Source organism: Planctomycetota bacterium, from assembly GCA_016235865.1.
GTDB lineage: Bacteria > Planctomycetota > MHYJ01 > JACQXL01 > JACQXL01 > JACRIK01.
Genome location: JACRIK010000025.1, coordinates 1 through 15,503, shown reverse-complemented (window position 1 = coordinate 15,503; position 15,503 = coordinate 1). Strand labels below are relative to the sequence as shown.

Sequence of the window (15,503 nt, the reverse complement as noted above, 5' to 3'; positions counted from 1 at the left end):
GAATTGCTGATTCTGGTCATAAGGTCTAGATGGCATGATTTTCACCTCCCTGCCTGCCGATAGGCAGACTTCTTGACATTATGATAACAAAAACCTATGATTTGTATAGAAAGATAGAGCTAGTTTTTGGACAAGCTCTGTGTCCGGCACGGGCTGGGCCACAGCCGAGCTGATAGAGACAGACGATACAGATACTGTACTACGGGAAATGTATCACCAGGTTGCGGTTGATTCCAACGGCAATGCCATCGCCGTATGGAATCAGTTTGACGGCACCAGGACCAATATCTGGGCCAATCGGTATGTCTCCGGCACGGGCTGGGCCACAGCCGGACTCATCGAGACAGACGATATAGGTAATGCATACTCACCCCAGATTGCCTTTGATGCCAACGGCAATGCCCTGGCCGTATGGAAGCAGTCGGACGGCAACCGAGACAATATCTGGGCCAATCGGTATGTCTCCGGCACGGGCTGGGCCACGGCTGAACTCATCGAGACAAACAATGCTGGTGGTGCATCTGATCCCCAGATTGCCTTTGACTCCGACGTCAATGCTTTAGTGGTCTGGTCTCAGTTTGACGGCACCAGGAGCAATATCTGGGCCAATCGGTATGTCTCCGGCACGGGCTGGGCCACGGCTGAACTCATCGAGACAGACAATGCTGGTAATGCAGTTATACCTCAGATTGCGGTTGATTCCGGCGGCAATGCCATCGCGGTGTGGGATCAGTCGGACGGAACAAGATTCAATATCTGGGCCAATCGGTATGTCTCCGGCACGGGCTGGGCCACGGCTGAACTCATCGAGACAAACAATGTTGCTACTGCGTATTTTCCCCAGGTGTCCGTTGACTCCGGCGGCAATGCCTGGGCGGTCTGGTATCAGTCGGACGGAACAAGATTCAATATCTGGGCCAATCGGTATGTCTCCGGCACGGGCTGGGCCACAGCTGGACTCATAGAGACAGACAATGCCGGGGATGCATTTAATCCCCAGATTGCGGTTGATTCCAACGGCAAGGCCATCGCGGTCTGGGATCAGAACGACGGTTACAGGAACAATATCTGGGCCAACAGGTTTGAATAAACGCGTCGGGAAACCGGTCAAGATACACGACGGATATAATTAAAAAGGGGGAGGATGAAAATCCTCCCTCTTTTTTTATGCCCGTGCATGTTCTGCATACCGGGATAAGGGGCGGGTAACTCGCGCTGGCGCGAATTGCCCGTAGATGAAAAAAGGCAGGAGTGGACGTGATGGTCCATTTCCTGCCTTTTAGTTTTAGCCCTGATTAATCCCGCTTTATCAGCAAATCCTTTTCCGGACTTACATTCTGCGGTTTTTGCTTCTGCGGGATAACCCGCCGTAAGGTTCTCGTGGCGCATAGGCGCCAGTGCGAACATAACGGTCATCCCGATTATTCGGGATTCGGGTTAATAGCGGTCTCTGCGGTTGCCGCCGCCGCCGTATCCGCCGCCGCCGCCGCGATTATTGTCGCGCGGGACCATCGGCTTGGCTTCATTGACGGTCAGGCTGCGTCCGTCCAGGTCCTTGCCGTTGAACATCTCAATGGCCTTGGTCGCTTCCGCGTCGGTGGCCATTTCCACGAAGCCAAAGCCCTTTGAGCGGCCGCTGTCGCGGTCGATGATGACCTTGGCGCTGGCCACGGTGCCGGCCGCGGCGAAGGTTGTTTTCAGGGTTTCCTCAGCGGTGTCATATGACAGTCCGCCCACATAGAGTTTTTTACCCATAGTGTCCTTTCATGATACCCTAATTAAGTTGTTGTCGCCCGTTTAGCGTTTGTTTCCTTAAGTTATCAGGAACTTCGGCTCGCGTGACGAATTTTTGTATAGGGCGGTTAGGGTAGGTCCGCTTCTAAAACGTTCTGACTATATCATTTGGCGCAGAGGATGTCAAGGGTTTATTTTATTTTGTGTGATTTTTATTTTGGCAACGGAGTGAATGGCGGTGGCGCACCTACTCAGTGTAAACTCCAGTGGCGCCGATGGCGCTTCCAGCGCCACTAATGGCGCTCAGCGGCTGGAGGGAAATAACCCCTCCACTTCGTTGCGGGATAACTCGCAGATAACGCTCCGGAGTTTACCCCGCCCGTACGGGCGGGGGGGCGCGCGCCCGGGATGGATTAAAACATTATCTCCAGTACCGGGCCAGGGCAAAACTCCAATTGACGCCATTAGAAATGTATCCGGCCGCGATAATCCTGTTGTCCGGCTGCAGGGCTATGGCAGAGGCAAAACTGTTGGTTTCTATAGCGGTGGTGAGGATGCCATCTGTATCAAAAGCAGTATCCAGAGACCCATTGGAGTTGTAACGGGCCAGGGCAAAATTGGCATTGAGTCCGTTAGAAGCATATCCGGCCGCGACAATCTTGTTGTCCGACTGGATGGCTATTTTATTGATAATGGAATCACTTATCACGGTAGTAGTAACCAGGCCGTCCGTGTCAAAGGTGGTGTCCAAAGCGCCATTGGAGTTATAACGGGCCAGGGCAAAACTAACATTGGTGCCGCTATAAACAAATCCGGCGGCCAGAATCTTGCCGTCTGTTTGCAGGACCATGTCATTGGCGCCGCTGTCGCTCCCGGCATTGAAAGTGGTGGTCACCACGCCGTCCGTGTCAAAGGTGGTGTCAAAAGAGCCATCGGAATTATAGCGGACCAGGGCAAAATCAGCATCACTGCCATTATAAATCCATCCGGTTACTAAAATCTTCCCGTCTGTCAGCAGGGCGATGGCATTGGGAACACCGGCGAAAGTGGGGGTAACTATGCCGTCCGTGTCAAAGGTGGTGTCCAACGTGCCGGTGATGGTATAACGGGCCAGCCAAAAACCATCCCCGGCACCAGAACCGGCCGCTAAAATCTTACCGTCTGTCTGCAGGACCATGGCATTGATACCGGCGCCGCTTCCGATGGTGGTGGTGACGATGCCGTCCGTATCAAAAGCAGTATCCAAAGAACCATCGGAGTTATAACGGGCTAAGGCAAACTCGGATTGTACCTGGCCATTAGACATTCCGGCTACCACAATCTTACCGTCGGTCTGCAGGGCGATGGCTTTAGCTTCACCGCCGTTTCCGAAAGTGGCGGTAACCACGCCGTCCGTGTCAAAGGTGGTGTCCAAAGCGCCATTGGTGTTATAACGGGCCAGGCCAAAATCACTATTAGAAGCAGAGCCGGCGGCCAGAATCTTGCCGTCGGTCTGCAGGGCTACGGCATTGGCCTGAGAATCAGTTCCGATAGTAGTGGTAACTACGCCGTCGCCGCCAAAGGTGGTATCCAAGACGCCGGTGGAATAGAGCGGCGCGGAAGAGCCGGAGTCGGAGGACGACGAGCCGCCGCCGCAGCCGGTGACGGCCAGGGCGGTTATCAAGGCCATCACCGAGATAGTCAGGGCCAGTTGCATTAGCAATTTTTTCATAGACGGACTCCTTTCACCGGTTACAAAAGTCATTCAGGTTTTAGCGATAGCGCCAGATGACCATATCGTAATTACTTGAGGCGTTTATGCTATACCCGGCTACCACCATCCGGCTATTTCCATCTATAACTATGGATGAACCGCTATCATAGAAATTTCCGCCCGCGGCATTGTTATGGGTTGCCCAACCCTGGGAATTAAAGGTGGTATCAAGCGTGCCGTCGGCATTATAGCGCCAGAGCGCCATATCAGCATTAGATGGTGTTTTTTCACTACTCCCGGCTACCACTATCTGGGTGCCGGACATAACGACTGAATAACCAATATCATCGCCATTTCCGCCGGCGGCATTATTGTGCGTGACTATCCCGTCTCCGCCGCCAAAGGCGGTATCAAGCGTGCCGTCGGCATTATAGCGCCAGAGGACCATATCGTAATTACTTGAGGCGTTCATGCTATACCCGGCTACCACCATCCGGCTATTTCCATCTATAACTATGGATGAAGCGCCATCAGAGGAATTTCCGCCCGCGGCATTGTTATGGGTGACAATGCCGTTCGTGCCGAAGGTGGTATCCAATGTGCCGTTGGCGTTATAGAGCAAGATGACCATATCAGCGTTGGATAAGGAATCACTGACACCGGCCACCACAATCTGGGTGCCGGAGATAACTACTGAATAAGCAGAATCATTGCCATTCCCGCCGGCGGGACTACCGGCCGTTACCACACCGTCGCCGCTAAAGGTGGTGTCCAACGTGCCATCGGCATTATACCGCCAGAGAGCCAGGTCCTGAGTGAACGCGCCCTTGCTGGATCCGGCCACCACAATCTTGCCGCTGGCGTCTATGGCGACTGAATAAGCCTTATCATCACCGGTGCCGCCGGCCGCGCCGGTATGGGTGACTACGCCATCGCCGTCAAAGGCGGTATCCAACGTGCCATCGGCATTATAGCGCCAGACGGTCATATCATAATTAGTTCCGTTAGAACTATACCCGGCCGCTACAATCTGGGTGCCGGACATAACCACTGAATAAGCATAATCATTGCCATTCCCGCCCGCGGCATTGTTATGGGTGACCACGCCGCCGGTGCCGAAGGTGGTGTCAAGCGTCCCATCGGCATTATACCGCCAAAGCGCCATATCATCATTACCTGATGCGTTCCGGCTATACCCGGCCGCCACAATCTGGGTGCCGGACATAACGACCGAATAAGCATAATCACCGCTATTTCCGCCGGCGGCATTATTATGGGTTACCACGCCATCACCGCCAAAGGTGATGTCAAGCAGAGTAGCGCCAGAACCGCTGGAGCCGCTACTGCTGCCGCCCCCGCCGCCGCAGCCGTAATAGCCGGCGATTAAGCCAACGGCTAAAATTAGGCCGAGGCCAAGTTTTAGTTTTAGGGTTTGTCTCATAGACACTCCTTTCTCCGTTTAGCGGAGAGGTATCTGGTTTTCTGGATGTTTATTTGCGATTACTACTGTAGATAATATATCTAGTGACAAAGAAATGTCAAATTATTTGGGGAATTTACCGGGCAGCACTTCGTCAGGCTCCCCGCTGGGGCGGGGCGGGGGGGCAGGCGCGATAGCGAAGGCAGGAATTCCTGGGTGTCTCCTGGTCTTCGTGGCCGGAGTTTATTTCTGCTCCCGGTCATTTTTGGCCCGGTCAATCAGCGGTCTTAGTTTTTCTTCCCGGGACGGGTTTAGTTTAATGGCCTGTTCCCAGTCGGCAATGGCCGCGTCATAGTCGCCTTTTTCATTCCGGGCATAGGCGCGGGTGGAATAAGCAAACGAACACGGGTGCATGGCAATGGCCTGGGTGCAGTCGGCAATGGCGCTGTCGAAGTAAAACTTGGAGCATTTGACGGCCGCGCGGTTTTCATAGGCCAGGGAATATTCCGGGTCCAGCCCGATGGCTTTGGTGTAATCGGCAATCGCGCCGTCATAATCCCAGTCGGAATGGCGGACGTTGCCGCGCTCGAGATAAAGCTCCGGGTCCAGGGGGTCCAGCTCGATGGCTTTGGTATAATCGGCCAGCGCGCCGTCGTAATCGCCCGTCTGGTATTTTAAGTTCCCGCGGCTGTAGTAATAGTCGCTGTCGGCCGGGTTGAGCTTGATGGCTTTGGTGTAATCGGCAATCGCCGGGCCGGATTCTTTCTTGGATTGATAAACAGTCCCGCGCCAATAGTGATAGCCGGCGTTTCCGGGCTTGAGTTTTATCGCTTGGGTGAAGTCGGCCACGGCCCGGCCATATTCTGTTTTGTAGTAATAGGCAATCCCGCGCCAACAGTAATAACCGGCGTCCGTGGGGTTCAGTTTTACGGCCTGATTGAATTCCGCGATGGCCCGGTCATATTCTTTTTTGTGGTGATAGGCAATCCCGCGCCAGTGGTGATAGCCGGCGTCTGTGGGGTTGATTTCGATGGCCCGGGTGAAATCGGCAATCGCCTGGTCATATTTCTTTTGGCAGTCATAGGCGCAGCCGCGCCAAAAGCGGTAGTCGGCGTTTTTCGGATTGAGCTCGAAGGCTTTGGTGAAACTTTTAACCGCGCCGTCATAGTCGCCCTGATTGTAACAGGAAACCCCCTGGTCGTAATACTGTTGGGCGGTTTTGGTTCCGGGTTCTATTAACAGAACGATGATAATAATAAGGATGATGGCAATCAGTTCAACGGCGCCGAGAATGGCACCGGTTACGGCCAGCCACAGCCCGGTGAATTTTTCCGGGGCTCTTTTAATCTGTATCCAGGCCATAACCCCCAAAACGATTGCCGGGATGCCCAAACATAGGCCGATTAGCGCGAATATCAGGCTCAGGACAGCCGGGATTGATGTTTTGGGCTCCGGCTGAGGCGTCGGGGTTATGGGTTTGGGTTCTTCCATAATACCGGCAGTCTATCCAATTAAGATGCGGATGTCAAGGGAAGTGGAGGGCAAACATCAATAACCAATAACCACTGGACGGCTCGGGCTACCTGACTGCCTCGGCCAGTTTGGCCACGGTGTATCTGATGGTGATGGTTTTGGCCAGCTTTTTCCGACCGGCCGGGCTGGCAATCAGCCGGTGAATATATTCCGCCGGCTTGCCTTTGGCTACTTCGTAGACCAGATGGTCGTCGATGCCCAGTATCTTTGCCAGAGTTACCAGACGTTCCACCCGGGGCACCGGATTTTTGCCGAATTTGAAGTCCGAGAAGTTCTTGATGTCCATGTTCCATTTCCGGGCAATAACGGTGTCGGTGACGGAATCGCCCATCATTAGGCGGATGAAGCGGTAGAGGTTGGAGACCGGCCGGGTCTTAGCTGAAGTTGCTTTACTCATGGTTGCTTATCCTTAACAGTTAACAGTTCTATATTATATATTAAGGATAACATGAGTTAATGTCAAGAAAAAAGAGCCGGGATGCGGGAATGCGTAATTGGGAATGTGAAGTGCGGAATGGCGAATACCGTAGAGGCGTCCCGACGCATGCCGGGATAAACTCCGGGCGCAAAGAGCATTGCGGCGGCCGCTTTTTCCCGCGGTTATCAGCGTTATTTTCCGGATTATCCTTGCAAATTCCGGCGCAATGGTTATATTCATGCTGCTATCGGGAATTGACGGTTTAGCCATTACAACCAGATTATATAAACAGCATGAGCAAATCACCGGAGACCAAAGGGAAGCGCCTGAACCTGCTGTCCAATCCGCTGGTCGGGGTCTACCAGTCCACCCTCAAGGGCGAGTTTCTTTACGTTAACCCGACCCTGGCTAAGATGCTGGGCTACGCCTCGGCCGATGAATTGATGCGGGTCAAGGTGGCCGATACCTATGCCAGCCCGGCCAACCGGGCCGCCTTTATCACCGAACTTAAAAAGAGCGGTTCGGTCAATAGCTTTGAGAACGAGCTGAAGACCAAGTCCGGACAGATCCGGCACGTCCTGACCAGCGGCGCGCTGGACAATGATGTCATCTCCGGCGTGATTATGGATGTGACCGAGCGCAAGGATATCGAGCAGAAGCTGATTGATTCGGAGGTCCGCTACCGGACCATTGTGGAAAATACCGAGAACCTGATAACCTGGGTGGATAAAGATGGCCGGTTTTTATTCGTCAACCATGCGGCCCGGCAGATTCTGGGGCTTAGCCCGAAGGAGTGCATCGGCCGGAGCGCCTTTGATTTTGTCCATCCGAACGACAAACAGGCGACTATCGATGCCTTTAAGAAATGGCTGGCCTCAAAGGACGAGGCGTTTTATTTTGAGAACCGCCAGGTCGGCAAGAAAGGCGCGGTGACCCAGATGTCCTGGGTGATAAAGGTGTTGAGGGACGAGAAGAAACAGGTCGTCGGGTTTTTGAATGTGGCGCATGACATCACCCGGCGCAAGCGGGCGACCGGGGCACTACTGGAAAGCCAGCGCCAGATTGAGTTCATTCTCGGGGCCGCGCATACCGGGCTGGATATCATTGACCGTGAATACAACCTCCGTTATGTTGACCCGGCCTGGGCCAAGACTTTAGGGGACTGGACCGGCCGGAAGTGCTATGAATATTTCATGAAACTTAGCAGTCCCTGCCCGACTTGCGACGTGGCCGGAGTTGTTGCCAGCAAGCAGCCGTCAGTTAAGGATGGTGAATTAGCCGACGAAAGCGGCCGGCATACCCAGGTGACCAGCATACCTTATCAGGGCAAGGACGGCGAATGGCTGGTGGCCCAGGTGAACGTAGACATCACCGAGCGCAAGCAGGCCGAAGAATCATTGAAGATGCATTCAGTATTGCTGGATAATTCCACTGATTCCATTTTTCTTAATGATGAGAAAGGCCGGTTTATCTATGCCAACAAGGCCGCCTACGAGACTCGGGGTTATACCAAGGAAGAATTTTTGAGTATGACCCTGGCTGATCTGGATACGCCGGAAGACGCCAAATTGATTGAATCCCGGATGAGACAGATAAAGGAAAATGGCCGGGGTAGGTTTGAGGTCGGGCATCGCTGCAAGGATGGCTCAGTTATGCCGGTGGAGGTTCATTCTTCACTCGTTGAATTAGGCGGCAAGCGATATTTCCTGGCGGTGATGCGCGATATTGCCGAGCATAAGCAATCCCTGGAGCAAACCAGGAGAAGTCATGACACCCAAGCGGCCATAAATACGCTGTTAAACCTCTCGCTTCAGGATATTCCGGTGGATAGTATTTTGAATGAGACCCTGGATATCATCCTGTCCGTGCCCTGGCTGTCGTTTGGGTCGCAGGGTTGCATCTTCTTGATTGATGAGCAGACCCGGCTATTGAAGATGAAGATACAAAGAGGTCTGAATCCGGCGCTCCAGGAAATCTGCGCCAGTTTGCAATTAGGCAAATGCCTGTGCGGTAAAGCCGCCAAAGAGAGAAAAACCCAATTCGTCCGAAGCGTGGACAAGAGCCATGAGGTAACCTATAAAGGAATGCCGCCGCACGGGCATTATTGCGTTCCTATTCATACCCGGGACAGGACCTTGGGCGTAATCAATATCTATCTTAAAGACGGCCATTCCTACAGCCAAAAAGAGGTTGATTTTCTGGAAACCATTTCCAAGACCCTGGCCGGCATTATCAGCCGCCAGGAAATCATTAAGGAAAAAGAGAGTGTTCAATCCCAATTCCTGCATGCCCAGAAGATGGAGGCCATCGGTATTTTGGCCGGCGGCATCGCCCATGATTTCAATAACATCCTGGCCGCGGTCCGGGGTTATGCCGAGCTGTCCCTGATGGATACGGATAAAGCGAATCCGCTTTATGAAAACCTCAGGCACGTGGTCTCGGCATCGGACCGGGGCAAGAACCTGACCAACCAATTACTGCTTTTCAGCCGGAAACAGAGTATCAACCCCAAGGTCTGCGACCTGAATGAATTAATCAGCAATCTGCTCAAGATGCTGGGCAGATTAATCGGGGATAATTTTCATATTGAAACCGACTTGAGCAAGAATCTCTACCGCATCAAGGCGGATTTCGGAAACCTGGAACAGGTGATTATGAATCTGGCGCTGAATTCCCGTGATGCCATGCCCAAGGGAGGCAGGATAACCATCAAGACCGAAAATACGGCTATTGGCAAGGAATACTGCGAGGTTAATCTCGAGGCCAAGCCGGGTAATTTTGTCTGCCTGTCCGTGGCTGATACCGGCACCGGAATGACCAAGGATGTGCTGAGTCATATCTTTGAGCCGTTCTTTACCACCAAGGAGAAAGGCAAGGGGACAGGCCTGGGACTGTCCGTGGTCTATGGAATTGTCAAACAGCATCAGGGCTGGATACATGTTTATTCCGAGCCGGATAAGGGCTCGGTCTTCAGGATATATCTGCCGGCCTCAGATGAAGCGGCTCAACACAAGTCGGACACCCTGATTATCTCGCCGGCTGATTATAAAGGGAATCAGGAGCGGATTCTGGTGCTGGAAGACGATGCGGATATCCGCAAATTAGTGCTGAGTGTCTTGACCCGGATGAACTATCAGGTTTTTCCCGCATCCACTCTGGCCGAGGCCAGACAGGTGTTTGAGCAGGAAAAGGGCAGATTCCATATGATATTGAGCGATATGAACCTGCCGGACGGCAACGGTCTGGACCTGTGCGACGAATTAACCGTCAAGAATAAGGATATCAAAGTCCTGTTAAGCAGTGGCTATCCCAGCCGCGAGGAAAGCCGGGAAGTCATCCGCCAGCGCGGCCTGCCTTTTATCGCCAAGCCTTATAATCTGGTGCTTTTGTTCAAAACCATGAGGGATGTGCTGGAAGGCCGGACATAAGTTATCCCGCCGAAACGGGACGGGCGTGCGGGATAAGAGCGGTAAGTTGTTTAGTTGTCCTGCGTTTCAGGGGGTACTCGGAGTACTCGTTGCCGCTGGCTAAATGCTCTCGACCACCCCGAATGCTTTCGGGGAGGGCTGTTCAATCAGCTTACGAAGTTATTTATTCTTCTTTAACACAACTCTACTTCTTCATTCTTAGCCGGCAGGCAGGCGGGCAGTCCCAGGCCTTTTAATTGTTCGGTAAACGGCTCGGCCTGGTCCAGGTCGCCGTGCACGATGAATATCTTTTTCCTGGGCGCGCATTGTTTGATGAATTCAATCAGTTCGTCTTTATCCGCGTGGGCGCTGAAGGAGTTGATTTTGACCACCTCGGCTCGGAGATGGTATTCTTCTCCGAATATCTTCACGATGGGTTGGCGTTCGACAATCTTCTTGCCCAGGGTGTTCTCGGCCATATAGCCGATGACCAAGATGGTATTATTGGGGTCTTCGATGTTGTTCTTGAGGTGATGCAGAATCCGGCCGGCCTCGCACATGCCCGAGGCCGAGATAATCACCATGGGCTGCTTGTCGGCATTAAGCCGTTTGGATTCGTCGGTGGAGCGGATGTATTTGATGCGGCTGAAGCCGAAGGGGTCCTGTTGCCGGCGCATCAGGTTCTGCGTTTCTTCGTCCAGGTACCGGATATTCTGCTGGAAGGCCAGGGTAATGTCGGTAGCCAGCGGGCTATCCACATATATCGGCACCATGGGGATAGTGCCTTGCTTGAACATATCGTTCAGGAGATAGACCACCTCCTGGGTGCGCTCAAAGGCAAACGAAGGGATAATTACCCGGCCGCCCCGCTTGATGGTTTTGTTAATGACCTCGGCTAATTTATATTTGGCGGTGGCGATGGGGTCGTGCAAACGGTTGCCGTAGGTGCTTTCAATAATCAGATAATCGATGTCCTTGGGCACGACCGGATTTCTCAGCAGGGGCAGGTTCTTGCGTCCCAAGTCAACCGCATAGGCCAGGCGGATGCCATTCATCTCCAAAACCGGAATGGCCGAGCCGAGCACGTGGCCTGATTCGTAAAAGGTGCATTTGATATCGGGAGATATTTTTATCGGTTCTTCGTAATAGGCGCCGCGGAAGTATTCCAGCGAATGGTTGGCGTCTTCCTTGGTATAGAGCGGTTTGACCGGCGGCAGCCCTTTGCGCAGGTTGATTTTGTTGACGAACTTGATGTCTTCTTCCTGGATATGCCCGCTGTCCGGCAGCATCAGGTTGCACAGGTCAACCGTGGCCGAGGTGGCGTAGATTGGGGCTCTCAGTCCGTGCTTGACCAGATTGGGGATATTGCCGCTGTGGTCAATATGGGCGTGGGATAGGATTAGCGCATCTATTTGCTTTGGCCGGAAGATGAAATAATTATTGATGTCGTAGAAATCCTTGCGCCGGCCCTGGAACAGCCCGGCATCAATGAGAATCCGGCCCTGGTCGGTTTTAATCAGGTGCATGGAGCCGGTGACGGTCCGGGCGCCGCCGCAGAATCTTAGTTTCACGCTCATAATATCAAATGATGTTATACTTTACTTTTCAAGCGTGCAATAAAATCATCGGTGAATTTCTGGACCTTCATATCCTTATTGACCATGGCCACCTTGGTGGTGCCGACGACCAGCGGCTTGGGTTGTCCCTTACGATGCACTTTATAGCCGAAGATGATAGAAGCGCCGGAGATTTCTTCAATGAAGGTGTCAACCGTGATGATGTCTCCGTACCGGGCCGGGGCCAGGAATGAGAGTTCCGTATTGGTGATGACGAAGATGAGCCCCTGGGCTACCATATCCTTGGGGTCAACCCCGCGCTGTCGCATATATTCGGTCCGTCCCCGCTCAAAGTATTTCAGGTAATTGGCATGATAGACCACGCCGCCTGAATCCGTGTCATCATAATAGATTCTTATTTCCATCTCGTCTCCGTTTCTAATCAGGTATATAACCGATGTATGGCAGTTGTCGGTATTGTTCTTTGTAATCAAGTCCGTAGCCGACCACGAATTTATTGGGGACAGTGAATCCCGGATAATCTATTTTTATCGGCTCCATGCGGCGGGCCGGCTTATCTAACAGGGCGCATATTCTGATGCTTCGGGCCTTGGCCTGCTTTAACCGGTTGACCAGGAATCCGGCGGTCAGGCCCGTATCGATAATATCTTCTACAATGATGATGTTCTTGCCTCTGACCGGGCATTCTATGTCCATCACGACTTTTATTTTACCGGATGATTTGGTGGTTTTGCCGTAGGATGAGAGCCGGATAAAATCGCATTCTATCCCGCTTGATTCCGCCCCGACGGGATGTTGCTTCGCCGGGATAGTTAGTTGCCTGATTAAATCGGCCATAAAGACAAAGGCGCCGTTAAGTACGCAAATCATCAGGGGCGGGCGCTTGCGGTAGTCGTGAGATATCCGGCGGGCTAATTGTTTGATTTTATCCTGAATCCGGGCGGATGAAATCAGAACGGGTATTCTCATAATGGTCATTTGGGGAACAGGTAGACGTGGTGTAGTTTTTTTAATGCTTTTTCTTCAATCTGTCTAATGCGTTCACCGGACATCTTTAATTTCTTTGCCATCTGCCTCAGGGTCAGGGGCGGTTTATTGTGGTCCAACCCGTAGCGCATGCTCAGGATTTGCGCCTCTTTCTCGCTGATAGTGGAGAGCAGTTTCTTGATCAGTTTCTTGTCGGCTTCATCAAGCAGATTGATATCCGCCGGTAGAGATTCCTTGTCGGAAATATCCTTAAAATCGCCTGAGACCACGCCGGGAAACACATTCTGTTTCTTGGAGTAGTCCGAGCGCAGGAACCGTTTGAGGATGCGGAGAAAATATGGCGACGGTTTTAATTCGTCGATAATTTCGTCGTAATAAGGTTCCCGGCCCAATTGCTGGGCTAAGCGCACGCTGATTTTCTTCCATCGGCTGATGATGTCAATCAGTGAAGCCGAGAGCCGAATGGTTGAGACCGAGCTCCTGAGGGCGCGTCTGATATAACTCATTATCCACCACCGGGCATAGGTGGTGAAACGATACCCTCTTTTCGGGTCGAACTTTTCCACCGCGCGAATCAGGCCTAAATTGCCTTCTTCTATCAGGTCCTGGAAGGGCAGTCCTTTATACAGGAATGAGGCGGCTATTTTTACCACCAGTTTAAGGTTAGCGGCAACGAGCTTGTTTTTGGCCCGCTTATTACCGGCTTGGGCCAGAACGGCCAGTTCCTTTTCCTGCTTGGCCGTGAGAATGGGTGTTTTTTCCAGCTGCGACAGATAAGTCAGGAATCCGATTTCCTGTTTCATGCAAAGAATTCCTTCATTTTATCAGCGACATATCCCTGCATTTCCGGGGTTAATTCAGGATAGATCGGCAGGGACAGGACGCTCAGGGACGCCTTTTCTGACTCGGGCATAGAACCTTTTTCATAGCCTAGGTAATTGAAACACTCCTGCAGGTTCAGGGGCAGGGGATAATATATCTCCACGCCGACATTGTGGGTTTTGAGGAAGTCGCGCAGTTTATCCCGGTTATTATCCAGCACCCGGATGGTGTATTGGTGGTAAATATGGTTGCGGTTTTCCTTGACTGTTGGAACAGAAAGGTATTTTAGCAGGCCGGCTTCCTTAAAAAGTTGCGTATAAAGACCGGCCCGCTGGGACCGTTCAGTATTCCACCTGTCAAGGTATTTCAGTTTTACCCTCAGGACCGCGGCTTGCATTGCGTCCAAACGGCTGTTTAAGCCGATATGCTGGTGGAAGTATCTGTTTTCAGCGCCGTGTACCCGTAGTGTTTTGATTAACTTAGCCAACGCCTCGTCGTCAGTTGTGACCAGGCCGGCATCGCCCCAGCCGCCCAGGTTCTTGGTCGGATAAAACGAATAGCAGCCCATCAATCCGAGTGTGCCGGTCTTACGACCAGCGTATTCAGAGCCCAGCGACTGGGCCGCATCTTCTATGACCGGTATTTTATATTCCTTGCCGATGGCCAGAATCTCTGACATATCACAGGACTGGCCGTAGAGATGGACCGGCATAATGGCTTTGACCTTCTTGCCGGATTTTTCAAGGCAGGAACGAATCCCTGCCGGGTTGATATTGTAGGTGGCTGGGTCAATATCCACGAATACCGGCCTGGCGCCCAGCCGGGCAATGGCTCCGCCCGTGGCAAAGAAAGTAAAAGGTGATGTGATGATTTCATCGCCCGGCCCGATCTTGAGCGCCATCAGGGCAATCAGCAGGGCATCAGAGCCCGAGGCGACCGCGATGGCGTATTTGGCCTTAAGATAGCCGGACAATTCGGTCTCTAATTTTTCTACGGTCGGACCTAAAACGAAATGCTGGGAATTTATAACCTCGGACAACGCCAAATCCACTTCATGTTTTATGGTTTGGTATTGTGATTTTAGGTCTAACGGCGGCACTTGCATAGTCAAATTTCTATTAGTTAATAAGACGCTAACCCTGCGCATAAAATATATTTTATGTACGGGGTAGGGTCAAGTAAAATGAGATATTTGTATTCCATACGATATTCTAATATGGCATAAATAATACTATTTCTATTGACAGATTATTTCAATTAAGATATTTATGGGCATAATATCAAAATAAAAATTATTCTAACCTGTTGGCGTCGGGTAATAATAGTGAGCATCTTGTGATTGAGTGGGAAACCCCGCCAGCAACAAGGGAAGAGAGATGCTTGCTATGAAAAACCAAACCAGAAAATCAAACCTTTTTAATCTCGTCGGCGCAATCGGTGCAGTTGCATTATTAACCATCATATTGCAATCCAATGCCTATGCCCAGACACCGGATTTTACCGCGGTGGCGCTGGATGAATTCGGCCAGGTGACCGACACCTTGCGGGCAAACCAGGACGATATAGTTTATGTGGAACTCCAGGGCGATGTGTTACCCGGTTATTACTGGGGCGCGATAAAAGTAACCACCGAAGACGCTGATATTATATCCATAGAAGAGAGTTATGACAATTGGTATAATGGTATAAGTTTGTGGTGGAGCTCTGCTTCAGCCAACCCATTATATGGGGGCGCAGGCAACCTGTATTACTATAAACACATCCATTCGTCTGATAACGACACCTACAAATCTGAGGGTTCATCCTGGGCCGCGGCTTGGGACGCCGATAGTCTCATATTTGGCCTGCAAGGCCCGGCCGGGAGTCTGGTTACCGGAACCGTTACTTCGGAAGCCAGATTCTATTACAGCGG

General features: G+C 52.0%; 14 protein-coding genes. 3 read left to right on the top strand and 11 right to left on the bottom strand.

The features are described from left to right. The first annotated feature begins 208 nt into the window (after window positions 1–208). The gene (locus HZA49_07280) at window positions 209–1,090 is read left to right on the top strand and encodes a hypothetical protein (protein ID MBI5779241.1); all 882 of its coding nucleotides are present in this window, start codon (window positions 209–211) and stop codon (window positions 1,088–1,090) included. Window positions 1,091–1,107: 17 nt separating this feature from the next. On the opposite strand, the gene HZA49_07275 is transcribed toward HZA49_07280, so the two are convergent. The 6 genes from HZA49_07275 to HZA49_07250 form a co-directional block, all read right to left on the bottom strand. Beyond that, window positions 1,108–1,407, bottom strand: a complete 300-nt coding sequence (locus tag HZA49_07275) for a hypothetical protein (protein MBI5779240.1) — start codon at window positions 1,405–1,407, stop codon at window positions 1,108–1,110. A gap of 30 nt (window positions 1,408–1,437) precedes the next feature. Continuing rightward, window positions 1,438–1,755, bottom strand: coding sequence for an RNA-binding protein (locus tag HZA49_07270; protein MBI5779239.1), 318 nt, complete (start codon window positions 1,753–1,755; stop codon window positions 1,438–1,440). A gap of 400 nt (window positions 1,756–2,155) precedes the next feature. Beyond that, on the bottom strand, window positions 2,156–3,445 hold the full coding sequence (locus HZA49_07265; protein MBI5779238.1) for a hypothetical protein: 1,290 nt from the start codon (window positions 3,443–3,445) through the stop codon (window positions 2,156–2,158). Between the two features lie 40 nt (window positions 3,446–3,485). Next, window positions 3,486–4,868, bottom strand: coding sequence for a hypothetical protein (locus HZA49_07260; GenBank protein ID MBI5779237.1), 1,383 nt, complete (start codon window positions 4,866–4,868; stop codon window positions 3,486–3,488). A 222-nt stretch (window positions 4,869–5,090) separates the two neighbouring features. After that, complete coding sequence (locus HZA49_07255; protein MBI5779236.1) at window positions 5,091–6,338, bottom strand: tetratricopeptide repeat protein; 1,248 nt, start codon at window positions 6,336–6,338, stop codon at window positions 5,091–5,093. An 88-nt stretch (window positions 6,339–6,426) separates the two neighbouring features. After that, complete coding sequence (locus HZA49_07250; GenBank protein ID MBI5779235.1) at window positions 6,427–6,777, bottom strand: hypothetical protein; 351 nt, start codon at window positions 6,775–6,777, stop codon at window positions 6,427–6,429. Between the two features lie 314 nt (window positions 6,778–7,091). Between HZA49_07250 and HZA49_07245 the strand changes: the two genes are divergently transcribed. Beyond that, complete coding sequence (locus HZA49_07245) at window positions 7,092–10,226, top strand: PAS domain S-box protein (protein ID MBI5779234.1); 3,135 nt, start codon at window positions 7,092–7,094, stop codon at window positions 10,224–10,226. A gap of 173 nt (window positions 10,227–10,399) precedes the next feature. On the opposite strand, the gene HZA49_07240 is transcribed toward HZA49_07245, so the two are convergent. From HZA49_07240 to HZA49_07220, 5 genes are read right to left on the bottom strand one after another with little or no spacing between them, the layout of a single operon-like run. Continuing rightward, window positions 10,400–11,776 (bottom strand): MBL fold metallo-hydrolase, encoded by a 1,377-nt coding sequence (locus HZA49_07240; protein ID MBI5779233.1) that lies wholly within the window; start codon window positions 11,774–11,776, stop codon window positions 10,400–10,402. A gap of 20 nt (window positions 11,777–11,796) precedes the next feature. Beyond that, window positions 11,797–12,186 carry an acyl-CoA thioesterase gene (locus HZA49_07235; protein ID MBI5779232.1) on the bottom strand — a complete coding sequence of 130 codons (390 nt, stop codon included), beginning with the start codon at window positions 12,184–12,186 and terminating at the stop codon, window positions 11,797–11,799. A 13-nt stretch (window positions 12,187–12,199) separates the two neighbouring features. Next, entirely contained in the window at window positions 12,200–12,760 is a 561-nt protein-coding gene (hpt, locus tag HZA49_07230) for a hypoxanthine phosphoribosyltransferase (protein ID MBI5779231.1), read from the bottom strand. Further along, on the bottom strand, window positions 12,757–13,572 hold the full coding sequence (locus tag HZA49_07225; GenBank protein MBI5779230.1) for an RNA polymerase sigma factor RpoD/SigA: 816 nt from the start codon (window positions 13,570–13,572) through the stop codon (window positions 12,757–12,759). The genes hpt and HZA49_07225 overlap by 4 nt, the downstream gene beginning before the upstream one ends. Continuing rightward, on the bottom strand, window positions 13,569–14,696 hold the full coding sequence (locus tag HZA49_07220; protein ID MBI5779229.1) for a DegT/DnrJ/EryC1/StrS family aminotransferase: 1,128 nt from the start codon (window positions 14,694–14,696) through the stop codon (window positions 13,569–13,571). Before HZA49_07220 ends, HZA49_07225 begins: the two co-directional genes overlap by 4 nt. Window positions 14,697–14,976: 280 nt before the next feature. On the opposite strand from HZA49_07220, the gene HZA49_07215 reads away from it, so the two are divergent. Next, on the top strand, window positions 14,977–15,503 hold a 527-nt coding region (locus tag HZA49_07215; protein ID MBI5779228.1), incomplete at its 3' end, for a hypothetical protein.